The organism is Microcoleus sp. B4-C2 (assembly GCF_036705265.1).
GTDB lineage: Bacteria > Cyanobacteriota > Cyanobacteriia > Cyanobacteriales > Microcoleaceae > Microcoleus.
On the sequence record NZ_JAUBUB010000037.1, the window covers coordinates 1 to 22,822 of the forward strand.

A 22,822-nucleotide genomic window follows, 5' to 3' on the forward strand; every position below is an offset into this window, starting at 1 on the left:
CGTCCAAAAAGGACGGGCGGGACGCCCATCCCACAATAACAATTAAAATTGTAAGTTATTTAATTCGCGATCCTAATGAGTTTTTCAGTCCTCTTTGATAGGACTTTAGCTATAAGCCCCGTGGAATTCATTCCCTGGCGAAGAGTGCCGGGTGAGCGGGAGGACTGGCGGACTAAAAGCTTAAGTTGACACGCCTACGGCGCTCGCCGTAGGCGTGTAATCAATTGAGAAACTCAGCAATTTTTTTAACTGCTGCTTCCAAAATTGCTGGCGACTCGACTAAGGCAAATCGCACGTAGCCTTCTCCTGATTTCCCGAAACCGGCACCGGGGGAAGCTGCGACTCCTGTACTCTGTACTAGCTGAGTGCAAAATTTCACGGAATCTTGGGCCCAAGGTTCCGGCAGTTTCGCCCAGACGTACATGGTGGCGGGGGGTACGGGTACTTGCCAGCCGATGCCCTGTAGCGCGTTTACAAAGGCATCCCGCCGTTTTCTGAAGGTTTCTACGCTGGTTCTGACGGTATCTTGAGGGCCCGTTAATGCGGAGATCGCTCCGTTCAAAATCCCTCGGTATTGGTTGAAGTCCACTGCGGCTTTTACCTGTCGCAGGGCTGCAATTAGTTCGGAATTGCCGATCGCATATCCGACTCGAAAACCTCCCATACTGTAGGATTTGGATAGTGTAAAAAACTCGATCGCCACACTCTTATCTCGATCCGCCTGAAAGATTGACGGCGCCATCAATTTTCGATATTCTTCCGCGTTACCAGAGGGCGGGCACGGGGGCACCGCCCCTACGGAATCGTCAAACACCAAATCTACATAAGGGAAATCGTGAACTAAAACCAGCCCATGTTCCCGACAAAAAGCCACAGCTTTCTCAAAAAAAGCAACCGGGGCGATCGCAGTTGTAGGATTGTGAGGATAGCTCAAAACCATCATCTTCGACTCAGCCAGCACTGCTGTCGGAATATCTTCAAATATCGGCAAAAACGCATTTTCTGCTAATATCGGCATCGGATAAATTTGACCACCTGCCAAATGCACACCGCCCGCGTGGGAAGGATAGCCCGGATCTAGCAACAAAGCAAAATCTCCAGGGTTGAGTACAGCTAAAGGCATATGCGCCGTGCCTTCTTGGGAACCAATTAACGGCAGCACTTCTGTTTCTGGATTGACTGATATCCCAAATTTTTGCTCGTACCAAATAGCTGCTGCTTCCCGAAAATCTCTTGTGCCGTTAAATAGCAAATAGCCGTGGGTGCTGGTGTCGGACAGAGAATGTGCGATCGCATCTGTAATATGAGCCGCCGCCGGCAAATCCGAAGAACCCAGAGACAAGTCAATCACATTTTGCCCCGCTGCTCTAGCTTGAGCTTTTGCCCGATCCATATCGGCAAATACATTAAATTGCAGTGGATCTAAACGTTTAGCAAATTGCATATTTTCTGTATTTTTGGGAGATTTTAAGGACTATTTTTATATTAGCTAAATTATTTTTTTTGACTAACCGCAGAGAGCGCAGAGGGCGCAGAGTCAGAGAGGAATATCGAGGATAAAAGAGAGATGTTAAAAAAAATGCGATTTCTATAATTGTGAGTTGGGAGTTAAAAACTCCCGAATCATTTCCAAACTTTATAAGTGACCGTCTAGCAAACCGATTAAAGTTTGTTTAGTAATAGCTCCCTCGTGGGAAAGCACTACTTCGGCATTTTTAAACAGTCGGAGAGCTGGGACTCCTTCTACTTTATACTGCTTGACAGTAGTAGGATTGGGGTCAATTTCCATTTTAACCACTTTCAGACGATCGCTGTAGTTGGCCGCTACCCAGTCTATCGAAGGCGCGATCAGTTTGCAAGGCCCGCACCAACTAGCCCAAAAATAGGCAAGCACTGGTTGCTCTGCTTTCAGGACTTCTGTTTCAAATTTTTCGTCGTTAATGACAATTACACTGTTGCTCATGGTTCTGCGATTATTTTTTCTATTTATTTCTAAAGCACCGGCTGGCGTGAAACTTGCACCAACTTAGAAGACAGGCCCAAAAAACTGTTACTAATTTTAAAACATTCTGCGAATTATTGAGTAGAAACTCAGGACTGGGGACTGATGGCTAATTCTGTATGGCGTTTAATTCCACTGTTGTCGGCGTCTGGTAGCGTGCAGATGGCGATCGACCAATGGCTACTGGAACAGCATCTAGCGGGCAAACTTCCGCCAACTCTGCGATTTTACACTTGGCAACCGACGGCGATTTCCTTGGGCTACCACCAGCGCCGATGGCCGGAGTTTTGGCAGCAGTTGTCTTGGGAGGGAATGCCTGTGGATTTGGTGAGGAGGCCCAGCGGCGGGCGCGCCGTGCTGCATCAAGGGGATTTAACTTATGCAGTTGTGGCGTCGGGGTTTGGAAGCAGCCGTATGAAAGCTTATCAGACTATTTGCGAGTTTTTGATTGAGGGTTGGAGGGCGATGGGTTTGGATTTGCACTATGGGGAAGCTGGAAGGGGTTATATTCACAATCCGAATTGTTTTGGTACTGCGACGGGTGCGGATTTAGTTACCGCTGATGGCTGCAAGTTAATTGGTAGCGCGCAATTACGCAGGGGTGATGCTATTTTGCAGCACGGTTCGATGCGTTTGCAGCCGGATGTTTGTTTGTTTTCTCAAGTGTTTGGGGAGCAATTAATTCCTGTGCAATTACCTCTATCTCAAGGGGGAGATGATTTGATTGCCACTGTCATTGATGTTTTGAGTGCGGCGGCTTGTCGCTGTTTTGAAATTGATTTGGAGGTGCAGCCACTTTCGGATCGGGAATGGCAGGATATTTTGGAATTAACAAGTAATCAACTGTTTCACATTTTTTAACCTGCATATTTGGGGGCGGGGTTTACTGCCACCTTTTCGGAACAGCCAAGATGGCCGTTCCACAAGAGCTTTCTGGGATAACTATTGTGGGTATACCGCCTTTTGGGAACAGCCAAGATGGCCGTTCCACAAGAAAAATTATTTGCTGTAGAATAGCCATCTTGGCTGTTACTGATACAAGTTAAAAACTTGTACATTTATTTTTATTAAAAGTTTTCCGGGCCGTTGATCCGACGCCAAAAAAGTTAAATTTAAATGCAGTACCGCTTAGGGCTGTGGCGGAATTTGAACGATCGGCTCTTTGGCAATTTCGCCCAATTTCACAGAATCCAGCAAGCTTTCCCAATCAGCCTTGAACGTTGTATCATTAGGCTGATCGCGGCGAGCGGCAGCTAGGGTGCTGAGGGCATCTTGCCAAATCCCATTTTCAGCATAAATAACGGTTTTCTGGCGCGGATCAGCCTGATCTAATTGACGGCGGATATCTTCACTGAGTTCAACTCGCCGTACCGTACCGATTTCTATCTGATCTGCCGATCGGTCTAGAGAGTCGCAAATCACTGTAAAATTCCAACGGTAACTTTTGCCTACTTCCAAGGGCGGTACATTTTGGTTGGCGGGGATACTAACGCCGATTACCCCTGATAAATTGCTAATTGTGAGCTCCTGTTTATAAATCTCCTTGCCGCTTTCATCTTGTATGATAAATTCGGCTGATTCGGCCTCTGTTTGAGGCAAGTAGAAAAAGAACGTTGGATAGTCGGAAACAGTCCGTCCCATCTTATTTGTAGGCACTAAGGCTGTGAGACCTAGCTGACTAATGCTGGCGCAGCCACCGCGCACAGGCCGTCTCGGTTGAGTGGGGGGCCAATTATCTATATCTTCAGTAGGCGGAATGAAGCGCGGCCCTCCCGGTATAGGGTTGGGTGGGCGGTCAGGTGTGTTTATGCTGGGCTGTCCCACAACTGCCAATTGAGAAATGTTAAGTGTGGCTATCAATACTATTGAGCCAACTGATATCAGATTGATGAGAAACTTAGTAATTGTTTTCACATTAACTCCATGAATTTGTAGGGAGAGATTCTCTCTTTTTATTTCTTTTTCCTTCCCAAAACCCGGTAGACATTAACTTTTTGTTCCCTACCTCTTAAAGGCAAAGCTCCCCAAGATTCTACCTCAAATTTGTCGGCCAAATGCAGAAAGGTTTCTTCTGCAATCAATATCCGGCAAGTGTCCTCGTGCCGCTCCTTTTCGCAGCTTTCTAGGCGAGAGGCAATATTTACGCTGTCGCCGATCACTCCATATTCTAAACGGGTTGTGCCTCCCAGACTACCCACCATAACAGGCCCTGTAAAGATGCCTACTCGCATTTTTACGGCCGGTAAACCGCGTGTGAGCCAATTTTGATTCATTTCTGGCAAGCGCGAACTTATAGCTAAAGCGCAAGATACGGCGAGGCGAGCATCTTCGGCAATTTCTTCTGGAGTGGTGCGGGGAATGGGTACGCCAAATACTGCCAGCATTCCATCTCCAGTAAATTTATTAATCACGCCTTGATGTGCTTGGACTTCTTGCGCCATTGCTGATAAATACTCATTTAACCAACTCATTACCACTTCTGGCGCGAGTTTTTCGGAGATTGTACTAAAACCCTGCACGTCGGTGAGGATAATAGTAGCAGTAACTTTTTGACCGGGCAATAACCCTGATTCGAGCAGATGGACGCGCTCTTTCCACAAGGCATTTGCGATCGCGGGTGAAGTTTGTTGTCCTAATAATTTCATCACAATCCCTTGCTGTTGTCTCGACTGCTCGTATTTATAGGTAACTGCGACTCCTGCGGTGATTAAAAGGGCAAGGGCTGGAGCAATTAGAGGTATCCACCCCTGTTGTAGGAAGAGGAAAAAGGTGAATCCGAATAATGAGCCGCAAGCTACGATCGCGATCGCGATCAAATTCAGCGCTTTTTCTAGCCGCCAAGCTAAACAGCCACCCACTGCACTCCAAACCACAATCCAGAGGATTTCTTGCCATTCATCCCAATACCAAAATAGCCTTTGGCCGTCTAAAACTGCACTGAGAATTTGGCTGGTGGCCGTTGCGTGAATTAATACCCCAGGCGTCGGGATATTACCGTTTTTAGTAGCGCTGTAGGGGGTAGAAAAAATATCTTTTACTGTTGGGGCTGTCACCCCGATTAAGACTATTTTATCTTTTACCAAGTTGGGGTCTACTTTGCCCTCCAAAACTTGAGTTATGGTCACGGTTTCTGCTATCTTTTTAGGAGAGCGGTAATTTAGCAATATTTGATAGCCTTGGGCAGGAATGTTCTGATAACCTCCTGAGTTCGATCGCAACTTTGAAAAGACTGTTTTATCTACTATAAATTCATTGTCTTCTGTGGCTTTAGATTCTATATTTTTGCTATCAAAATATGCAAAAGCTAGCCTGGAGGGAAATGAATAAAACGTGTTTTTACCATCGCCAATAGACATCACATTACGACGCACTATACCATCTGGATCGAGATACAAATCGTTAAATCCTACCCGCTTGTCTGGTATGTTGGGAGGTGGCTGGACTCGATCGTACTTTAAGGAGCCGATGAAGGTAATGGGAAAGACTTTGGGGTTTTTCAGTTGAGTGGCTAATTCTGCATTTCCCGGTTCGTAGGGAATATCACGAATTATATCGAGACCAATAGCTGTGGGTTCCAAACGCGCTATTTCGCCGATCGCTTTTGCTAAAACGCGATCGGAAATTGGCCATCTGTTTAAAGCACTAATGTCCCGATCGGTGATTTCAACTATCAGCAACCTGGGGTCAGGGCCGCGATCTTGCCCCAACTGCACCATGAGGTCGTAAGCATTTAATTCTAGTGGCTGCAACCCGCCTAAATGCCTCACTCCCAATAGAGTTCCGGTCACGACAATCCAGATGATAGCAACAGGTTGCAAGTCAGCGTTGGGGAATAAATAAGTTAAATTTTTCCCAAGTCCCTCCGCAAATTTATGATAAATTCTCTTAAAGAATTGGGGCATAAAATTTAGTGTTTCAACCCTGAGTCACAAAGTATGCTACATCTTAACCGATCGCTGATGCCCCTTACTGATGCCAAATTTTTAGTTTTCTTGTGCAGTTTTGGCGATCGCACTTAATTGCAATCCCTGCGGATAGCTGTTTTCTTCTTTGCTGCGCTTGATGTCGGCCATTGAAATCTGTGGTTTGAGGTATTTTGCTAAAACTTTAACCACGTCGCCCCGATCGATCGTCCCCACTACTGAACCAATCGGCGAGAGGACGATGATTCGGGGGAGTTGACGGGCTTCCATGCTGTTAATTACTTCTGCAAGGGAGGCTTTTTCGGAGACTGTGGGGGTTTTTCCCAGGGGTTTCAAAATGTTGTGCAAAGTCTGATGTTGCCACTGACTGCGTTCTGTGAAGCGAATATCGTCGATCGACACTAAGCCCAAATCCCGGCCGTTGGTCGCAGCAATGTAAAATGGAAACGGATTGACTTCTAACAAATATCGATCGGCAAATTCTCGCAGAGTCAAATCTGCATCTACAACTCGAAACTCGCGACTCATCGCATCGCTGGCTTTAATTTTGAGCAGGGCTTCTTGCAGCGAAGTAACTTGGCTATAAGCAGTGGCATTGCGAATGCCAAACCAGCCAATCAGTGCAATCCACAAGCCGCCGTACTCCCGCGCTAAAAAGCATAAACTCAGACCCAAAGCAACAGCCAGCCAACCTAAAACTTGTCCTGTTTTTGCCGCCCAGCGAACGCCGGCAAATCGAGAGCCGGTGATTTTCCAAATAGCTGCTTTTAAAACTTGTCCTCCATCCAAAGGCAGACCGGGAATTAAGTTAAATAATCCCAAAACGAGATTGATTAGTGCTACCCTTTCGGTGACAATTGCTAGCAAACTTTGCGGGGGAAGAACTTGAGAACCCAAACCGAGGATTAAAAACAACGCCAAGCTGACTAGAGGGCCGGCAATGGCTACTTGAAAAGCTTGACCGGGAGTTTTGGATTCCGAGTCGATCGAAGCTACTCCGCCAAATAAGAATAAGGTAATAGAATTAACTTTAATGCCTTGCGATATCGCCGCCAAGCTGTGTCCGAGTTCGTGCAAGAGCACGGAAGCAAACAGTAGCAGAGCTATTGCTAACCCCGCACTCCAGGAGAGCGCAGGCCCCCACAGGCGGTAACTGCTGGCGTATTCGCGGGTTGCTAAGGCTAAAATTATAAACCACGAATAATCTATAACTAGGGGGATGCCAAATAAAGAGCCGATTCGCCAACCTGTCTGCATGAATTTTCCTGGGAAAGGAGAGCAAGAAAGAGTTTCTATTATATCTTTTCTCACCCCTTGCCTTTGCCTTTCCCCTGATTTTTACAGAACTCCGGCGTTACCCAAGCCCAAGATTACTCCGGCTCCGAGCAAGTGGCCGAAGCTGGCTGTTGCCAGCAATTCTGGTACGCCGAAGCCTTTGAACATTCCAGGGAGTGCAACGGGTAAAGCTGGGCCCTTGCCTCGGTTTTGCTTGGAGATGCCGTAGTAGCCGATCGTGATCGCCAGCAAATTGCATAAAATCATTGTCAGTCCTACCAGTGGCGACCACTCCGGTGTTGAGGGAGCGGTAGATTGTACGGCTAACAGCAAAGATGAGGTGATCATGTTCTTATTTCCTGATTTCACAGATAAATTGATTTCCCAGATTATAAAAAGCGGTTTGCATTAAACTAAGATTTGTTTTAATAGTTAACAATTCGTTGATATTTTGATACAACTGCGGAACCGAGGAGGAAGAGTGCGGGTTAAAATTTGCGGAATCACTAAATTAGACCAAGGAATTGCGATCGCCCGCTTGGGAGCCCAGGCTTTAGGGTTTATCTGCGTGCCGGCTTCCCCCCGCTATGTCAGCCCAGAAACAATTCGCCTGATTGTCGAGCAGTTGCCGGAAAATGTCGATCGCATCGGCGTTTTTGCCAACACCACAATAGAAAATATCTGTCAAGTAGCGGCAGAGTCAAATTTAAGCGGGGTGCAGTTGCATGGAGATGAAACAGCGGAATATTGCGATCGACTGCGGGAGTTTTTGCCGGGAATTGAAATTATCAAAGCCCTGAGAGTTAAGACTCCTGAAACTTTAGCCACCGCTGCTGTTTATGCTGTTCGTGTCGATACTTTACTGCTGGATGCTTACCATCCAGAGCAATTGGGCGGTACTGGTAAAACGATCGATTGGATGATGTTATCAGAGTTTAGACCGCAGTGTCCTTGGCTGCTGGCGGGCGGTTTAACACCCGATAATATTTTAAATGCAATTGATAGCGCGATCGGCAATAACTTCAGCGGTGTTGACCTGTCTAGCGGCGTAGAAATAGCGCCGGGAGATAAAGATTTGAATAAAGTTGCTCAGTTGTTTGCTAATTTAAGTCAACTTGCTAATCATTGATTTGGCAATACCAAATTCGCGCTTTTTATGCGATTCATTCTTTAGTCTGCGTGAGCGAAGCCTGCCGTAGTTTAGGAAGACTTCGTTTGTATAGTAGCGGTTTCAACCGCAGTTTATGTCGTTTATTCTTTTATCGCCGGATCTCAAAAGTGCCATCGCCCTCCGGGTCTTCGTATTCCAAAACCAACTCACTAACCGTAGCACCTGTGGGGCCGCGGCGGCACCAACTAATCATTCCTTCAACAGCTTTTTTGGAGCCTTCAAAGACAGCCTCAACGCGCCCATCGGGGAGATTTCTCACCCAGCCGCTGAGGCCGAAATACTTTGCTTGATTCCTCGTTGAATATCGGAATCCTACTCCTTGAACTAATCCGGAAACAAAAACGCGGACTCTGACGGGTGGCAATGATTGGTTTTGCATAATAAACGGCGCGAATTACTGCTAACATCTGTTTGAAAATTTTAAGGATCAGTTTGATTATGTTAAATTTTAGTGCGATGGCGCTGCCGGGATTCCTGATACGCCGCCTCACCCTAGCTTTTTCAACTATTCCTGATTTCACTGATTGGCTGGTTGCAGCTATGCTGGCGCTGGTTTACGCTTCGATCGCTCTTTCCGTGGGTTTTTGGTCGGGATTTCTAAAAGTAGACGTGCAAACCTCTCGGCGTACAATTGTGGGAGTGCTTCTTGGCTGTTTGTTAAGTCCGGGCATCACCGAGGAATTATTGTTCCGGGTGTTAATGCTGCCGCACCCGTTGGAGAAGGCTTCTGGGTTAATGCTGTGGTTTTGGGGATGCGCGAGTTTGGCGGTTTTTGTAGTTTACCACCCGCTGAACGCGCTGACTTTTTACCCGGTTGGTCGATCGACCTTTATGAATCCAGTATTTTTGCTACTGGCGGCAATTTTGGGAGTTGCGTGCTCCCTCGCATACCTGCAAAGCGGTTCTATCTGGCCTGCGGTGGCGCTTCACTGGCTCGCAGTGACAGCCTGGCTGTTGCTACTGGGCGGTTACAGGAGGCTATATGGTTAAATGTAAAAAGTCCAGCATCACTATTTTGTCGGGAGGATCTCAGTTGTGGGTATCATCGGAGCGATCGTAGGTTTTTTGGCAGGGGTAGCAGTTGCTTATTGGTTAGTGGAAAAGCGCTTAAAGAAGCAAAAGCAAGAATACTTGCAGCAAACTCGCAGAATTACTGAGGAAATAGAATTAGCTCAGATGTCTCGGGTGCAACAAGCTGTAGAATCTCAGAAAGGAGAACGGGAAAATCAGCTTAGAAAAGCTACTATCGAACACGAAAATTTACTCAGACAAGTTACTACCCAATACGAAAACCAGCTCAAACAAGTTGCGGCTCAATATGAAAATCAGCTCCAACAAGTTTTGGCAGAACGCGACAGTCAGCTCCAACAAGTTCAGGCAGAACGCGACAGTCAGCTCCAACAAGTTGTCAGCGCACACGAGCCTGAGCTGCGACGACAAATCAGCGAGGAATTAGAAGCCGCTAACAATGCTAGGATGCAGCAAAATATCCAATCTTTGCAAGCCGAACACGAACATCACTTACTCAGAGTTGCTGACGAATTGCATCTAAATTATCAAGCTCAGATGGAGCAACATTTGCAAAACTTGCAAAATGAACACGAAATTCGCTTGAGGCAAACTGCCGAGGAATATGAGAACCGCGAGGTTGAGCTGCAGTTAAATATGGAGGCTTTGCAAGAGCAATACGAGAGTCAGTTGCAAGCGGCTCACGAGCAGTTGAGAGCTCACGAAGCTCAGATGCAAGCTACTATCAGGTCTTTGCAAGAGCAGTACGAGAGTAATGTACAACAACAAGAAGTCCCGGAGCAGCAGTTTAGTCAGTTAAATTCAACAGAATTTGCCGAAGGTGTATCACAAGAAGAAGTTTGGCAGGAACTGTCAAGTGAGTTAAATCAAACAGAAGTTGAAGAAGAGTTAAATTACACAGGTTTTTCAGAACCACAACCCATTGATTTACATCAACCCGAAGTCGAACAACAGCTTCCAATTACCAGACAAGCACCAAGCTATTCCCTACCGCAGTTGATGGGATGTGTTCAAAGTCAGGACAAAGAAACCCGGAAGTTTGCAGCGTCTGCTTTAGGTAAAATGGCTGCTGCTAATGCTCTGAGATCCGAAGGTCAGCGAGCAATAGAAACCTTGGGAAAATTAGCTCAAGATATTGATCCGGAGGTGCGCGAAGCTGCTGTGGAAGCACTAGCAATGATTAAGTCGGAAAAAGTGATTCCGCTGCTACAAAAAGCTTTGCGAGATATAGATAGCGGTGTGGCTAAATCGGCAAGTGCTGCGCTCAATAAGTTTAAGTTTTATCCGCGCACTCCGGCGGCTAAGCCGAAAACTGTTGATGTAAAGAAACCAAAGCGTTAAGCATTTACGAGCATAAATATAGCAATTGTAAATTGCTTACAACCCAGTAGGGAGCCCACATTGTGGTGTCCTTACCGAGGTGCTATATTTCACTCCATTTCAATTACTACCACAAACTGTGGAGGTTGGGTTGACGAAAGAAATCAAACTCAATTATTCGATCGACAACTCGCCCAATTTTTAGCAGACATAGCAGACACCCCGCTGTTTAAAACCGTAGGCTGAAACCTTTTTTAGCAACTGGCGATTGAAATCGCTTCTTGTATCTTCACGCATCCTGTAGGGGCGGGTTTTACCAATCATCTATGCCAGAAACCAACAATATAATAAACCCGCCCCCACTTGGGCGGCAAATCCGAATCTACATTTTTTGGATTCGCTCGAATATCAGGTTAATCTGGGTTATCGGTGGTGTGGGGGCGGGTTTACAAGATTGTTTGCGGTTATCAAATATTGTTGGTAAAACCCGCCCCTACAGTTAACTCGTGACTGATGACTAATTTAAAATCGCTGCTTTGTACCGAGTATAAGTTTGAGGTCGCCGGAGTCGCTAACAGCCATATCTAAGCGAATTAATCCAAAGGACGATCGCACCCTCACACCCAGCCCAACACCCGCCCCAGTCCCCGGTTTGTCCCTGACTAGCGCCGGTTTTCCGAGTACACTATCTCCCGTTCCCAAATCCGACGCAAAATCAACAAATATCACGCCGCCGACATCCTGACCCACAGGAAACCGATATTCGCCGGAAGCTAAAAAATAACTCCGGCCGCTGCCAATATCCCCGCTATCGTAACCTCGCACGGAATTGCGGCCGCCGAGGCGAAAAGCTTCTGTTGGCGGTAAATCCCCGATTACCGTCCCCGCTTGCAAGTTAAAAGCCAGCATTTCGGGCAAGGCTTCGGACTCGCTGATGCCGAACAAAGTTACTGGTACATACTGTATATAATTAGCTAACAGCCTGTTGCTCACAATGTTACCTCGACCCAAAGGTATCGACTGCTCGGTGCTGAGGCTGAGAATCGAGCCGCTGGTGGGGTTGAAGGGATTGTCCCGCCGATCGAGCATAGCGCCCAAAGAAACTGTGTATAATTCGTCAACGCCGCTGCCGCTGAATGTGAGAGGATTGCCGAGTTCGTCGCGGCGGGCGATATTTAAGTTGCGATCGCGCGTACTGATGTTTGTATAATTTAATCCCAAAGTCGATTGCCAATCGCCCAAAGGTCTGGTAAACCTGAGATTTCCCCCCATCCGAATTTCCCGAACTCGGTTCCCGTTGGGCAAATCAATATCTTTGTTGAAAATTTCCGATATTCTGCGATCGCCAAAAGCTCTCACACTGTATCCCAAACGGTCTTCGGCGGCAACGTAAGGGCTGACAAACTGGACATCGTACTGGATACCTCGGAGGCTGGGCTGAAGTTCCACCGCCAGCCGCTGTGGGGTTGTTCCGAAAGTTCGATCGGTATATGAAAGAGGAACAGCAACGCCAACATCATCACTAAGACTGGCACTCACGCTAAAAGAGCGAGCCGATCGCTCTTGAACGTTGTAGATTACATTAACATCCGTGCCAACTTCTTCGATCGAAACCGTAACCTTGTCAAACAATCCCAATTGCTGTAACTGCTGTAAATCCGATCGTACAACTTCCCGGCTGTAGTTATCCCCCGCCTTAAGTTTGAGCTCACCTCGGATAAAATCTTCCGAAATTCTGCCCTCAATTGGATTCCCTTTTCTATCAACAGCTTCGCCTCTGGAATTGACAAAGCGAATTTTCACCTCAGCAACGTAAACGCCTTCAGCATTGCCCGCTTGACTGATTTGTAGAGTACCGCCTAGCTGTCGGGCGTTGCTGTTTACTGCTTCGGGGATTTCGGCGTTGGCTGCCAGCGTGGCTGGAGTTTTTAACAGAGATGTAAAATCTTTATTGTGGCTGGGCTTGAGTGAGGGAGATTCCCTAGGGGATAGCTGCACCGTGCGTACTTCTGGTGAAGCTGCGAGATCATCGGATGCCGGCAAATCCCGCACAGTTGGGTTCACCTCATCCGATTGGTGACTATTTAAGACTGGAACCGATAACAAATGTCGCTTCTCATCTAGTCTAGATCCCCCTAAATCCCCCTTAAGAAGACCCACTTTGAGCATATTTCTTGTCCCCCCCTTATTAAGGGGGGTTAGGGGGGATCTAGACTTCGCTACAAACAAGAGAGACGGTGGGTTTAACGTTAAGTTATCACCAATGACCTCATCCTCCTCCCTGTGCGCCCTCTGCGCCTCTGCGGTTCCCTCTCTAAACTGGGTCTCAGTCGATGCGGCACTCGGATCGATCGCCCCGGCTGCCAATTCGCCGCCAGCCAGCCCAGCCAAAGTCAAAAATGCAATAATCGGAATTCGCATAGACATTAAATTTAAAGCATACCCAACGCATATTACCCAAAACCTGGCCCCCTGCATAATTAGCCGAAAAGAAACCCGGTATTGTTGAGGCTACCGGGTTTCTGGGATGCTGAAATGTCGGAAAGTTCGATCGCGGGCGATCGTAAATTGGGGAAACCGAAAATTTGTTTAAATAGCTTGTCGAGAAACACGTTTCTCAAAATGAGCCTGAGTCTGCTGCAACAGTTGTTCGCGACTATCCTTAGCGGTGGTAATGGTAGGGAGCAAGTTGCGAGCTTGTAAAGTCATGTGAAGCTGTAGGTGTGCTACGTACTCACTGACATCTTCGCGAAGAGAGCAAGCCGGGTACTGTCTTAAAGTAGAGTTCAAAGTGTTCTCCTGCTTTGGGTTTGTAGTATTTTCTAATAATCATAGACAATATCATGGTCTATTTCTAACTGTGTACTCCGTAATGAAGTTTAACCTTTGGACTGCTTTTTTGTTACAATCCTTTACAAAGATTCCTGACCGATCGGGAGTCGATCGCCCATGCAGTCTCAAGCACCTGTAGAACAAACGCACACATTAAGTACATTTGTCAATAGCAGCAGCCAAACAGCCGCCTACCTCGACATCGAGTGCGGCAGACCCTTATTGATGCTGCACAGTGTCTTAGGAGAAAAGACTTGCTGGCGGCCATTAATTGAGTTACTGCAATCTCAGTTTCGGTGCATCAGTTTAGATATGCTAGGTTTTGGAGAATCCAGCAAACCAGAAATCCGCTACGACGTAGCTGTAGAATTTGCTTTTGTGCGGCAAGTTGTAGAACAACTAAATATCGAACCTTGCTGCATCATCGGACATTCTTTTGGCGGTTGGGTAGCATCTGCATATTCCCTCAAATATCCTAATTCTGTGAGCAGTTTAGTGTTAGCAGCACCAGCCGGAATTCGGGACGACAGTTTTTGCGGTCAATACGATGCTTTGCGGCCGCTATTGTGGGAAACTCCAGTTGTTGATTGGGCATTGCAGTTGGCAAAACCTTTTGCGAGTTTAGCGGGAAAAAGTGAGAAATAACAGCAAATTTCCTGGTGGCGCAGGGAGTTAATGTCTCAACCAGTAGCAAGGTCATTTTTAATGAGTCGGATGCAGCCAGAAGATGCAGTTGATACAGTAGAAAAAGAAATTCACAAATTGCAAATTCCTACCTTAGTTATCGCAGCAGATAGTGACGAAACAATTCCTCTATGGCACTGTGAAACCTAGGCTAACAAGATACCGGGGGCAGAGTTAGCAATTATTCCCAATGCCACTCACGGGTTGCCGCAAACTCAAGCTCCAATTATGGCGAAGTTGACTTGTGAATTTTTGAATAATTAAGAAAAACTGTGCAAGAAGCCGAATCATAAAAATTGTGATAAGCCACAAATGGAAAATAATTGTGTTTTAGTATACTACTTTATTAGGAAATACAGAATATATTGATTAGTGTATTGTACAATTTTTTTTATGGCTCTTAAATCTTGTGTCAGCAGGAGCTACAGACATTTAGTGGAGTCGGGGGTATTACCAATGGCAGCACTGAGCAACTACTTTAATCTGGAAGAAATTACGACAGCCAGAAAAATTAGTGCTGCGGTAATTAACATCAGCGGCCGCCAGCGAATGCTTTCCCAACGAACGGCTTTTTTTTGCATGAGGTTAGTTGGCTCTCAGAATGGCGTAGAAAGAGCCAAACTGCGGGGGAATTTGTTAGAGGCGATCGAGCTTATGGAAAAATCCCACCGCGACTTAATTAATACTAGCAGCAGCCTCAACTTATTGAGTCCCCCTTCAGCCACCGTCAAGGCCATGTATTTTGAGCCACCACTGTATTTAGACAAACAAGTACGCGCATATATCGATCGAATAAAAGCCTTGGTGCAAGTTCCTGATGCCGAACTCAGGCTGGAAAATCCCCACCTGCTGTACATTGTCGAAGCAGCGGGCGGCGACTTGCTAGAAGCTTTCGATGCCGTAGTGAGTCAATACCAGCAAGAAAGCGAAATCGAACAATTTGAAATCGACCTTAAACAGGTAGAACTTTATCAAGAAAGTTGTGCTGCTACCTCGAAAGCGGAAGCTCAAGCAGCCCAGCTCGATCGCGCACTTTGCGAACTAAAACAAACTCAAGCTCAACTCCTCCACAGCGAAAAAATGTCTTCGCTGGGGGCGCTAATGGCTAGTATCGTCCACGAAATTAATAACCCAGTTAGTTTTATTTACGGCAACTTGAGCCATGCGGAAATTTATACTCAAGATTTGCTACACCTGCTGCGCCTCTATCGAGAATACTGTCCAAATCCCTGTCCCGAAATCACAGCTAAAATCGCAGAGATAGATCTTGATTTTCTAGTTGAAGACTTGCCTAAAGTTATGTCTTCCATGCAAATGGGTTCCAATCGCATTCGCGAAATTGTCAAATCTATGGGCAATTTTTCGCGAACCGATAACACTAACATGACCATGTGCGACTTGCACGACAGCATTGACAGCACCGTGTTAATTTTGCGAAACCGTCTCAATTCTCAAATAGATCGTCGCGACATTCAAGTAATTAAAAAATATGGAAAATTGCCTCCTGTAGAGTGTTATTCAGGACAGCTAAATCAAGTATTTATGAATCTAATTACCAACGCGATCGATGCTTTGGACGAGGTAGCACAAAATCAGCCCAATGCTGCGCTAAAAATTTTTATCAGCACAGAATTAGCTGGCCCCGATCGCGTGAGAGTGCGGATTGCTGACACGGGAACCGGAATGACACCACAGATAAAAGAGCGAATGTTCGAGCAGTTTTTCACCACCAAGGAAATCGGTAAAGGTACCGGTTTAGGATTGTCTATTGTCTACAAAATCTTAGTAGAGAATCACCGAGGCTCGCTTCGGTGCGAGTCGGAACCCTGCAAGGGAACCGAGTTTATCATTGAACTGCCGATCCAGCAAACTTAAGCAATTTACCAATCCTCCAAATTTATCTATTTTAACTATGTGTGGCACGGGCGTCCCGCCTGTGTTAACTATGTGTGGCACGGGCGTCCCGCCTGTGTTAACTGTAATTAAAATTTACACATATCCTACGCTAATTCTAGCTTCAAAGTTGGCAACAGCTTTTCTAAATTTCTGAGAGATTTCTGTTGCCAAGGAATATCATTTGAACCCAATACCAAAAGTTGAATCGTTTTCTTTTTTCGGACGCTAATAACAAATTTAGACAGCATACTGATACCAGAACTGTTAACAAATTCCAATTGTTTTAGGTTCAAGGTAATAGTAGGCGGTTCGCCATTGGCGACCTCATCTAATAATTCGGCTATTGGTGCATACTCTGCTGGGCCGCTCAGGCTGAGTTCGCCTTGGAAAGTGACTGTGACTGATTCTCGATCGTACTGAATGCTGTAATCTTCACCTTGAATTTCTTGAATGCCCATTGTGATTTTGTTTCCTGACTAAAATAGTGCGATCGCACAAGAGAGTAAATATTTAAATGCTAGAAACTACACGCTAATTTGAACCACAGTCGTAACAATGATGGTATCACTATCTGGCCTAGCCTCGAATTTCCAACCTATCTTAGCTGAATAGTCATTAATCATCGTCAGCAATCCCAATCCCGATGTGTCACTTTCCGATTCCGCATTCTTTTCAAGCTGCTGCAAATAAAGTTCATTGGGATCGGAATCCATAATTTCTTCAATAAACTCCTTCAACTTACTCGCCCCTTCTGAAGTGACACTATTACTGGCAAAAATTACCGCCGTCACCTCTGTTTCACCAATAAAATGTATACCAAATCTGACCTTGTAATGAGTATCATCGTTATTAAATTTTATCGCATTTTCTAACAGTTCGTTGGCGACGTAGCTCACAGCTCCTTTGCTTTCTTTTATCCGTTTCTCGCTCCTAGCATCCTCCTCATCCACCGGGAGAAAGCTAGACAAATAATCGGCTACAAAATGAGCTGAAAGCCTGTTGTTGCGCCAGCGCTGTTTGATAGGGCGAGAACTGGGGGTAAATGTAAGTTCTAGGGAGTCGTGTTCAGGAGGAAATTCTTCAATGAATTCTCCAAAGATTTGGGTCATTGTTTTTAAGCTTCCAGATGTCATGATTTTTATCCCTCCAATTGATGTATTAATGTCACTTTTGGGTGAATTTCCACACGCCATTCCAGTTAGCAGGAATACTATCTTTTAACAGCGATTGGATGCGTTTTAGGTAAAGTTGACTGGGCTTGTCATCTGGATTTAGTGCTACTATCTGTTCAAAACAAACTATGGCATTAGCAAAATTTCCCTGACAATATTCTTGGAGTCCCTCCTCAAATATAGGCAAAGTTTGAATTTTGAGCGATCGCACTGGTTCTACTTCAACATCTAACACCTCACAAACTGTAATGGCTTCTTGTCTACCTTTGACAATAGCCCGATCCAAAAAACGGATATGATACTTTTCGGGTTGACTCAAACGTTGTACCACATCTCCCGAAATTAATAAAGATACGCCATAATACTTAGTCAAACCTTCCAGACGAGCGGTGAGATTGACATGATCTGAGATCGCATCTGCTTGCATCCGATTCGCATCTCCAATAATCCCAACCATCGTATCACCCACATGGATACCAATGCCAATCTTCAGCGGTATATCCCCATTTATTTTACGGCTTTGATTGTATTTATGCAACTGCTCCAATTTCACAATTCCTGCCTGAATAGCATCATCCACGCCATCAGGAAAAACTGCCATCACTCCATCTCCAATATACTTGACAATAAAACCGTTGTGCTTCCGAATTTCGGGACTAACTTGCTGTAAATAGTTATTGATGAAGTCAAAGTTTTCTTGAGGAGTCATTTGCTCCGCCATCGTGGTGAAGGAACGCATATCGGAAAACATAATTGCCATCTCTTTACTCACGTGATCTCCAAGCTGGAAATCAACAATGCTCTGCTTGCCGAGAAATTGGAGAAATTCAGCGGGAACAAAACGTCCGTAAGCCTGCAAAAGTTTCTCTAATTCTTGTTCCCGCGCTTTCACCGTTTGCACCATATGCGAAAATACCTGTGCTAGTTCTCCCAGTGCATCACTGCGCGCTGCCACATCTGACAATATCTGGGGTTCAAAGCTATTATTTTTTACAGCAATAGCTGCATCTATAACCTTTTTTACCTGCTCAATGTAAGTCTGCATCTCTCGGTTTTTATGATGGATCTGGTTTTCCAGATCCGTGGAGTGTTGCGTGACAATTTCTACTAACGTTTCATAGCTGTTTTTTTCATCCTCTACTTCCTCAAGTTTTTCGCTCAACTCCTGTAGCTGGGTATAGAGTTCTTCTGGAGATTTAGATGGTGCTAAATTTATTTGTGGTTTCATAATTTATACTTCCGAATCTGGAAGCGCAAAGTTGTTTGACTTCCTCGCTGTAAATTATTATAACTTACACGGGCAAAGCGATAAATCCGGTTGCTGGTTCCATGCTTGGCGACTAAATCCAAGCTTTCTCGTAGAAACCTGGTTGACGACAGTCAATCGATTTTAGATTTTAGATTTTAGATTTTAGATTGACCCCACGGATAAATTCGGGGGGCAAGTTTCATGGGATACAGGTCTTTTATTTCTGGGTTATGAGTCTGCGAAGGAATGAATCCGGGGGCTTGTATCCTGGATGCTTTCGGTCAATAATCAATTATGCACAATATTTCCCTGTTGCTTCAATACTAGCAAAGTAATGTCATCAAAAACCTTTTGTTTTCCAATAAAATTTCTCAAATCAGCGATGGTGGCTTCCTTGATTTGTTCGGCGCTCAAATGCCAGTTTTGAGAAACCACTTCACAGAGTCTTTCAATACCATAGAATTTTTTGTGCATATTTCTAGCTTCGGGAATGCCGTCAGTGTAAAGCACCACCCCGTCCCCCGGCTCTAAGTCTACTAAAACATGGCTAATCCAATCAGAAATATCCTCATATAAGGCGAGCGGAAATCCTAAATTCATGGTGTCTATCCGCTGGATTTTACCACCTTTCCTGACCACAAGAGTTTCCTCATGTTGACCGCTGATACTAATTGTGCGATCGGCATAGTTGAGCAAAGCTAGTGTCATATTTTTGTCGGAGTTCATGCGCTGAACATTTTTATAAATAGTGCGGTTGAGGGTATCTAAAAAACGCACCGGGTTGGATTCTTGCATTTCCTGAAGAGTGCGGACAGCAGCTTGAGTCATCACCATCAAAATGCCGCTTTCTAATCCGTGTCCGGTGACATCACCAATACAAATTGTGACAACCCCGTTAGTACAAAGTACGTCGTAGTAATCACCACCTACTTCCGAGGCTGGTTCCATAAATCCGGCAATATCTAAATCTTCAATAGCTGCAAGTTCAGCAGGTTTTGGCAGAATCAACTGCTGCATTTGTTTGAGCATATCGAGTTCGGAACTCATGCGGAAGTTTTCCGCTTTCAGACGCTGGTTGAGAGCGGCAATTTGTTTAGTGGCGGTGGCGAGTTCCGAGGTACGTTCTTTGACTTTATCTTCTAGCGTTTCCAAGGATTCTTGCAGTTGTCTCGCCATGCTATTAAAGGAATTTCTTAAGGTTTCAATTTCCCAAATCCGACTGGAATCAACGTTCTGGTTGAGAGCACCACCTGCTAGATATTCTGAAGCTTGAGCAATTTGGTTTAGGGGGCGAGTAATCCAGCTAGCGGTGAAAATACCCATTGCAACAGAGACAATGAGAGCCACAATACACAGCAAAATGGTCTGGCGAGTGTTAGCATAAATTTGCGCCATAAAGTCCGCTTCAGGAACTACTACTACACTCAGCCAATTGAGGCCGTACTTGTCTGTTAACGGAGAAACTTGGATAAATTGCCGCTCACCGTTTAGCTTAAAGTCAAGTTGAACAGTTTGATGGATGTCTTCCAAACGCTTGAAGCGTTCGAGCAAATAAACCACACTTTGACGCATCAGCGGGTTGCTGCTTTCCTGTGCTTTGAGCCGCTTTGTATCTTTGCCTTTTCCCACCGAAAGAGGCTGTTCTTTAAGCGAGGTGGCTATTAACTCACCCTGGGGTTCAATGATAAATACTTGACCAGAATTACCCACCCTTAAGGTTTGCAGGAATTGGCGAATTTGATCTAGTCCCATCTGGCAAGTCAGCACGCCAATTAGTTTCCATTCGGCATCATAATAGGGTAGACTCGCATTAATTTGCAGCGTACCGTAGCCAAAATTAATATAAACTTCACTCCAAGCTGCCTGTTTCTTCTCAACAGCTACTCTGTAAAAAGGGCGCGTGCGAACGTCATAATTGGGCGTGTTTTTTTCGATTGTTGTCGGGTTTCCATTCTCGTCAAGGTTGTAATATATCAAGTCGCCGCCCCCCGGAATCAGTTGCTGGGCAAGCTGAGGTTGTTCCAGTCCAACCAGCCGATTTACCCAACCCACACGCAGGTACTGACCTTTTTCGTTGGCAATTCCCGCGTGACCGATCGACTTAAATTGCAGAACTTGTTTCCAAAAATATGGTCTAGCTTGCTCCAAATCGTCAAAGTTCAACACCCCCAAAGGTACAGCATCCTGATTGATCTGATTCACCAGTGGCGGAGCTTCTAGATAGGTTTGAACACGTTCGTAAACTCTCGCACTCACTTCGTGGCGCAACTGACTAACAATATTGTTGACTATCTGCTCTCCGTTTCTGTAAGAGAGATAGCCAACGCAGCCCACAGCGGCCAAAATTTGGAGAACAAAGGGAACTACCAAGACATTGCGGAGACGGATTTTGCCCGCTCTGAAGACGATCGCACTTTTTTGAGAAACCATTGTTAAAAACACTCCCAGCGGGCAGTTTTTTGTTACAAGACTTGATAATGGATATATTAAGAGCGACGGACAATGTTATCATATCAAAAACTCAACCAACATCAAAAAATCTGCGTTCATCAGCCTGCATCAGCGGTAAAAAAAAACCATAAATCCCAACAAAAATGCAAATTACTCAATCCCTCCACAGCGCCATCCTCATCTCCAACCTGGAACAATCCCAACACTTTTACAGCACCGTACTAAAACTGCAAAAAATCGATCGCGACTTAAAATTTCCTGGAATCTGGTATCAAATCGGCGACTTCCAGCTCCACCTAATTTTAGGTGCAACAATTATCCCAGATGCCGTAGACCATGCCAAATGGGGACGCAACCGACATCTAGCATTTTCTGTGGTCAACTTAGAGGCAGCAAAACAGCAGTTAATCGCTCACAATTGCCCGTTCCAAATGAGCGCGTCAGGTCGATCGGCATTATTTACCCAAGATCCCGACGGCAACATCATCGAACTCAGCGAGTAACAGATGAAAATCATCGCTTATTCTTACACCGAACCGCTACTGGAATCAGCACCCGCACCGGAAAATTGGGGCCAAGAAGTCGATCGCACCTATCAAGACTTAGGAGGGCGACAACAACTGCAGCAACTCCTCAAAGACTGCCAAACAGAACCAGTCAAATACTTATTAATTCAGCGGTTTGAAGAACTAGGCGACACATTGCAGCAAGTGTGTTCGCACCTCGCCCAACTCGAAAACCTCGGCGTCGAAATCATTGTCCAAGAAGAAACAGAACCAAGAAACCGCAAAAACTTGCTGCAAATCCTCGCAGAAATCCAGCGCAGCCAACACAGCCGGAGTATTCGCAAAGGACACGCGCGCAACCGCATCAAATCCCGGATGCCACCGGGTAAGGCTCCCTACGGCTACCGGCGCGGCAAAGATTGTTATACGATCGATAAAACCACCGCCCCCACCGTCAAAGACTTTTTTGAACACTTTTTAATTTACGGTTCCTTGCGAGGTTCCGTGCGGTATTTAGCCAAGAAATATAACAAGAAAATTTCTGTAAGTACCGGCCGCCGCTGGCTGACAAATCCCGCCTACCGAGGTGATTTGGAATATCAAAACAGCCAAGTAATTTCTAACACCCACGTCCCGATTATTTCCAGAGAAGAAGCCGCCCAAATAGACAGGTTGCTGCGCCGCAACCGCTGCCTTTCTCCTCGCAGCGCTAGCGCCCCACGTTCCCTCGCAGGTTTAGCAATTTGTGCCGAATGCAAATCGCCCATGACAGTTGCCAAAGTCACCTCCTACCGCAAAGAAAAAGAATACCTTTATTTGCGACCGATTAACTGTCCAAAACAGCCTAAATGTAGCGGCATTTCCTACGATGAAGTATTGCAATTAACCATCGCCGGTATTTGTCGGGATTTACCCGATGCTGTTGCTGGGTTGCAAATGCCGAATATGAATGGAATGAAAGCAGGAATTGTCAGGGCGATCGCATCGAAACAAGAAATCATAGAGCAACTTTGGGCCCTGATTGACAGCGGCATATTAGACACGGAAACGGCAGAGTTTAGAGCCTACAAAATCCGCACCGAAATTGCCGAACTGCAAAGCAAATTAGCGCAACTACCCCCAGTAAATTTGCGAGAAATTGCCCAAACAGTTTCCCTTCCCCAATTTTGGCTCGATTTATCAGAATCAGAACGCAGGTTTTACTTTCGAGAATTTATCGATCGCATTGAAATCGTCCGGGAAAATACAAATTGGCAACTGCAAATTGTTTTCATTTTTTAAGGATTAGCTCGACGTTCATCCATAGCTCCTA

General features: G+C 45.7%; 23 protein-coding genes. 10 read left to right on the forward strand and 13 right to left on the reverse strand.

Annotated elements, in window-relative coordinates:
• Nucleotides 1–220 precede the first annotated feature (220 nt).
• Both QUB20_RS13145 and QUB20_RS13150 read right to left on the reverse strand, forming a co-directional pair.
• The gene (locus tag QUB20_RS13145; RefSeq protein WP_333246690.1) at nt 221–1,444 is read right to left on the reverse strand and encodes an LL-diaminopimelate aminotransferase; all 1,224 of its coding nucleotides are present in this window, start codon (nt 1,442–1,444) and stop codon (nt 221–223) included.
• Between the two features lie 192 nt (nt 1,445–1,636).
• A complete protein-coding gene (locus QUB20_RS13150) occupies nt 1,637–1,963 on the reverse strand; it encodes a thioredoxin domain-containing protein (protein WP_333246692.1) in 327 nt (108 codons plus the stop codon).
• Nucleotides 1,964–2,107: 144 nt separating this feature from the next.
• Here QUB20_RS13150 and QUB20_RS13155 point away from each other — a divergent pair, with 144 nt between their 5' ends.
• Together QUB20_RS13155 and QUB20_RS13160 are read left to right on the forward strand one after the other, a co-directional pair.
• Entirely contained in the window at nt 2,108–2,863 is a 756-nt protein-coding gene (locus QUB20_RS13155) for a biotin/lipoate A/B protein ligase family protein (protein ID WP_333246694.1), read from the forward strand.
• Nucleotides 2,864–2,913: 50 nt separating this feature from the next.
• Nucleotides 2,914–3,048, forward strand: a complete 135-nt coding sequence (locus tag QUB20_RS13160; protein WP_333291402.1) for a hypothetical protein — start codon at nt 2,914–2,916, stop codon at nt 3,046–3,048.
• Between the two features lie 82 nt (nt 3,049–3,130).
• Here the strand turns inward: QUB20_RS13160 and QUB20_RS13165 are convergent, their stop codons facing one another.
• The 4 genes from QUB20_RS13165 to psaK form a co-directional block, all read right to left on the reverse strand.
• Entirely contained in the window at nt 3,131–3,916 is a 786-nt protein-coding gene (locus QUB20_RS13165; RefSeq protein WP_333246696.1) for a DUF928 domain-containing protein, read from the reverse strand.
• Nucleotides 3,917–3,954: 38 nt separating this feature from the next.
• Complete coding sequence (locus QUB20_RS13170; protein WP_333246698.1) at nt 3,955–5,904, reverse strand: adenylate/guanylate cyclase domain-containing protein; 1,950 nt, start codon at nt 5,902–5,904, stop codon at nt 3,955–3,957.
• A gap of 81 nt (nt 5,905–5,985) precedes the next feature.
• Nucleotides 5,986–7,182 (reverse strand): site-2 protease family protein, encoded by a 1,197-nt coding sequence (locus tag QUB20_RS13175; protein ID WP_333246700.1) that lies wholly within the window; start codon nt 7,180–7,182, stop codon nt 5,986–5,988.
• A gap of 81 nt (nt 7,183–7,263) precedes the next feature.
• Entirely contained in the window at nt 7,264–7,548 is a 285-nt protein-coding gene (gene psaK, locus QUB20_RS13180; RefSeq protein ID WP_333040629.1) for a photosystem I reaction center subunit PsaK, read from the reverse strand.
• Between the two features lie 133 nt (nt 7,549–7,681).
• On the opposite strand from psaK, the gene QUB20_RS13185 reads away from it, so the two are divergent.
• Nucleotides 7,682–8,329, forward strand: a complete 648-nt coding sequence (locus QUB20_RS13185; RefSeq protein WP_333246702.1) for a phosphoribosylanthranilate isomerase — start codon at nt 7,682–7,684, stop codon at nt 8,327–8,329.
• Between the two features lie 130 nt (nt 8,330–8,459).
• Here the strand turns inward: QUB20_RS13185 and QUB20_RS13190 are convergent, their stop codons facing one another.
• Nucleotides 8,460–8,750 (reverse strand): acylphosphatase, encoded by a 291-nt coding sequence (locus QUB20_RS13190; protein ID WP_333246703.1) that lies wholly within the window; start codon nt 8,748–8,750, stop codon nt 8,460–8,462.
• Between the two features lie 59 nt (nt 8,751–8,809).
• Here QUB20_RS13190 and QUB20_RS13195 point away from each other — a divergent pair, with 59 nt between their 5' ends.
• Both QUB20_RS13195 and QUB20_RS13200 read left to right on the forward strand, forming a co-directional pair.
• Nucleotides 8,810–9,361, forward strand: a complete 552-nt coding sequence (locus QUB20_RS13195) for a CPBP family glutamic-type intramembrane protease (RefSeq protein WP_333246705.1) — start codon at nt 8,810–8,812, stop codon at nt 9,359–9,361.
• 45 nt (nt 9,362–9,406) lie between these two features.
• Nucleotides 9,407–10,741, forward strand: coding sequence for a HEAT repeat domain-containing protein (locus tag QUB20_RS13200; RefSeq protein ID WP_333246707.1), 1,335 nt, complete (start codon nt 9,407–9,409; stop codon nt 10,739–10,741).
• A gap of 501 nt (nt 10,742–11,242) precedes the next feature.
• Here QUB20_RS13200 and QUB20_RS13205 read toward each other — a convergent pair.
• Both QUB20_RS13205 and QUB20_RS13210 read right to left on the reverse strand, forming a co-directional pair.
• Nucleotides 11,243–13,147, reverse strand: coding sequence for a BamA/TamA family outer membrane protein (locus QUB20_RS13205; RefSeq protein WP_333291404.1), 1,905 nt, complete (start codon nt 13,145–13,147; stop codon nt 11,243–11,245).
• 162 nt (nt 13,148–13,309) lie between these two features.
• Complete coding sequence (locus QUB20_RS13210; RefSeq protein ID WP_333052954.1) at nt 13,310–13,510, reverse strand: hypothetical protein; 201 nt, start codon at nt 13,508–13,510, stop codon at nt 13,310–13,312.
• A 159-nt stretch (nt 13,511–13,669) separates the two neighbouring features.
• Here QUB20_RS13210 and QUB20_RS13215 point away from each other — a divergent pair, with 159 nt between their 5' ends.
• The 3 genes from QUB20_RS13215 to QUB20_RS13225 all read left to right on the forward strand — a co-directional run bounded on the left by QUB20_RS13215 (nt 13,670) and on the right by QUB20_RS13225 (nt 16,111).
• On the forward strand, nt 13,670–14,197 hold the full coding sequence (locus tag QUB20_RS13215) for an alpha/beta fold hydrolase (protein ID WP_333246711.1): 528 nt from the start codon (nt 13,670–13,672) through the stop codon (nt 14,195–14,197).
• A 30-nt stretch (nt 14,198–14,227) separates the two neighbouring features.
• Entirely contained in the window at nt 14,228–14,386 is a 159-nt protein-coding gene (locus QUB20_RS13220) for a hypothetical protein (RefSeq protein WP_333245775.1), read from the forward strand.
• 243 nt (nt 14,387–14,629) lie between these two features.
• Entirely contained in the window at nt 14,630–16,111 is a 1,482-nt protein-coding gene (locus QUB20_RS13225) for an ATP-binding protein (RefSeq protein ID WP_333245777.1), read from the forward strand.
• A gap of 125 nt (nt 16,112–16,236) precedes the next feature.
• Here the strand turns inward: QUB20_RS13225 and QUB20_RS13230 are convergent, their stop codons facing one another.
• From QUB20_RS13230 to QUB20_RS13245, 4 genes are all read right to left on the reverse strand, one after another.
• Nucleotides 16,237–16,590 carry a slr1659 superfamily regulator gene (locus tag QUB20_RS13230; RefSeq protein WP_333246714.1) on the reverse strand — a complete coding sequence of 118 codons (354 nt, stop codon included), beginning with the start codon at nt 16,588–16,590 and terminating at the stop codon, nt 16,237–16,239.
• A 66-nt stretch (nt 16,591–16,656) separates the two neighbouring features.
• The gene (locus tag QUB20_RS13235) at nt 16,657–17,265 is read right to left on the reverse strand and encodes a DUF6272 family protein (RefSeq protein ID WP_333245785.1); all 609 of its coding nucleotides are present in this window, start codon (nt 17,263–17,265) and stop codon (nt 16,657–16,659) included.
• A 31-nt stretch (nt 17,266–17,296) separates the two neighbouring features.
• Nucleotides 17,297–18,532, reverse strand: a complete 1,236-nt coding sequence (locus QUB20_RS13240; protein WP_333246716.1) for an adenylate/guanylate cyclase domain-containing protein — start codon at nt 18,530–18,532, stop codon at nt 17,297–17,299.
• 309 nt (nt 18,533–18,841) lie between these two features.
• Nucleotides 18,842–20,983: a SpoIIE family protein phosphatase gene (locus QUB20_RS13245; RefSeq protein ID WP_333246718.1), complete on the reverse strand. Its 2,142-nt coding sequence runs from the start codon at nt 20,981–20,983 to the stop codon at nt 18,842–18,844.
• 164 nt (nt 20,984–21,147) lie between these two features.
• Between QUB20_RS13245 and QUB20_RS13250 the strand changes: the two genes are divergently transcribed.
• Together QUB20_RS13250 and QUB20_RS13255 are read left to right on the forward strand one after the other, a co-directional pair.
• The gene (locus tag QUB20_RS13250) at nt 21,148–21,507 is read left to right on the forward strand and encodes a VOC family protein (protein ID WP_333246720.1); all 360 of its coding nucleotides are present in this window, start codon (nt 21,148–21,150) and stop codon (nt 21,505–21,507) included.
• A 3-nt stretch (nt 21,508–21,510) separates the two neighbouring features.
• Nucleotides 21,511–22,791: a recombinase family protein gene (locus tag QUB20_RS13255; protein WP_333246722.1), complete on the forward strand. Its 1,281-nt coding sequence runs from the start codon at nt 21,511–21,513 to the stop codon at nt 22,789–22,791.
• The last annotated feature ends 31 nt before the right edge of the window (nt 22,792–22,822 follow it).

What these genes read in the sequence shown, in the direction of transcription:
- QUB20_RS13225 (WP_333245777.1), top strand. Translation starts at nt 14,630, where the DNA reads ATGGCTCTTAAATCTTGTGTCAGCAGGAGCTACAGACATTTAGTGGAG.
- QUB20_RS13155 (WP_333246694.1), top strand. Translation starts at nt 2,108, where the DNA reads ATGGCTAATTCTGTATGGCGTTTAATTCCACTGTTGTCGGCGTCTGGT.
- QUB20_RS13145 (WP_333246690.1), bottom strand. Translation starts at nt 1,444, where the DNA reads ATGCAATTTGCTAAACGTTTAGATCCACTGCAATTTAATGTATTTGCC.
- psaK (WP_333040629.1), bottom strand. Translation starts at nt 7,548, where the DNA reads ATGATCACCTCATCTTTGCTGTTAGCCGTACAATCTACCGCTCCCTCA.
- QUB20_RS13240 (WP_333246716.1), bottom strand. Translation starts at nt 18,532, where the DNA reads ATGAAACCACAAATAAATTTAGCACCATCTAAATCTCCAGAAGAACTC.
- QUB20_RS13220 (WP_333245775.1), top strand. Translation starts at nt 14,228, where the DNA reads ATGTCTCAACCAGTAGCAAGGTCATTTTTAATGAGTCGGATGCAGCCA.
- QUB20_RS13160 (WP_333291402.1), top strand. Translation starts at nt 2,914, where the DNA reads ATGGCCGTTCCACAAGAGCTTTCTGGGATAACTATTGTGGGTATACCG.
- QUB20_RS13235 (WP_333245785.1), bottom strand. Translation starts at nt 17,265, where the DNA reads ATGACATCTGGAAGCTTAAAAACAATGACCCAAATCTTTGGAGAATTC.
- QUB20_RS13150 (WP_333246692.1), bottom strand. Translation starts at nt 1,963, where the DNA reads ATGAGCAACAGTGTAATTGTCATTAACGACGAAAAATTTGAAACAGAA.
- QUB20_RS13215 (WP_333246711.1), top strand. Translation starts at nt 13,670, where the DNA reads ATGCAGTCTCAAGCACCTGTAGAACAAACGCACACATTAAGTACATTT.
- QUB20_RS13195 (WP_333246705.1), top strand. Translation starts at nt 8,810, where the DNA reads ATGTTAAATTTTAGTGCGATGGCGCTGCCGGGATTCCTGATACGCCGC.
- QUB20_RS13175 (WP_333246700.1), bottom strand. Translation starts at nt 7,182, where the DNA reads ATGCAGACAGGTTGGCGAATCGGCTCTTTATTTGGCATCCCCCTAGTT.
- QUB20_RS13190 (WP_333246703.1), bottom strand. Translation starts at nt 8,750, where the DNA reads ATGCAAAACCAATCATTGCCACCCGTCAGAGTCCGCGTTTTTGTTTCC.
- QUB20_RS13205 (WP_333291404.1), bottom strand. Translation starts at nt 13,147, where the DNA reads ATGTCTATGCGAATTCCGATTATTGCATTTTTGACTTTGGCTGGGCTG.
- QUB20_RS13170 (WP_333246698.1), bottom strand. Translation starts at nt 5,904, where the DNA reads ATGCCCCAATTCTTTAAGAGAATTTATCATAAATTTGCGGAGGGACTT.
- QUB20_RS13230 (WP_333246714.1), bottom strand. Translation starts at nt 16,590, where the DNA reads ATGGGCATTCAAGAAATTCAAGGTGAAGATTACAGCATTCAGTACGAT.
- QUB20_RS13255 (WP_333246722.1), top strand. Translation starts at nt 21,511, where the DNA reads ATGAAAATCATCGCTTATTCTTACACCGAACCGCTACTGGAATCAGCA.
- QUB20_RS13245 (WP_333246718.1), bottom strand. Translation starts at nt 20,983, where the DNA reads ATGGTTTCTCAAAAAAGTGCGATCGTCTTCAGAGCGGGCAAAATCCGT.
- QUB20_RS13250 (WP_333246720.1), top strand. Translation starts at nt 21,148, where the DNA reads ATGCAAATTACTCAATCCCTCCACAGCGCCATCCTCATCTCCAACCTG.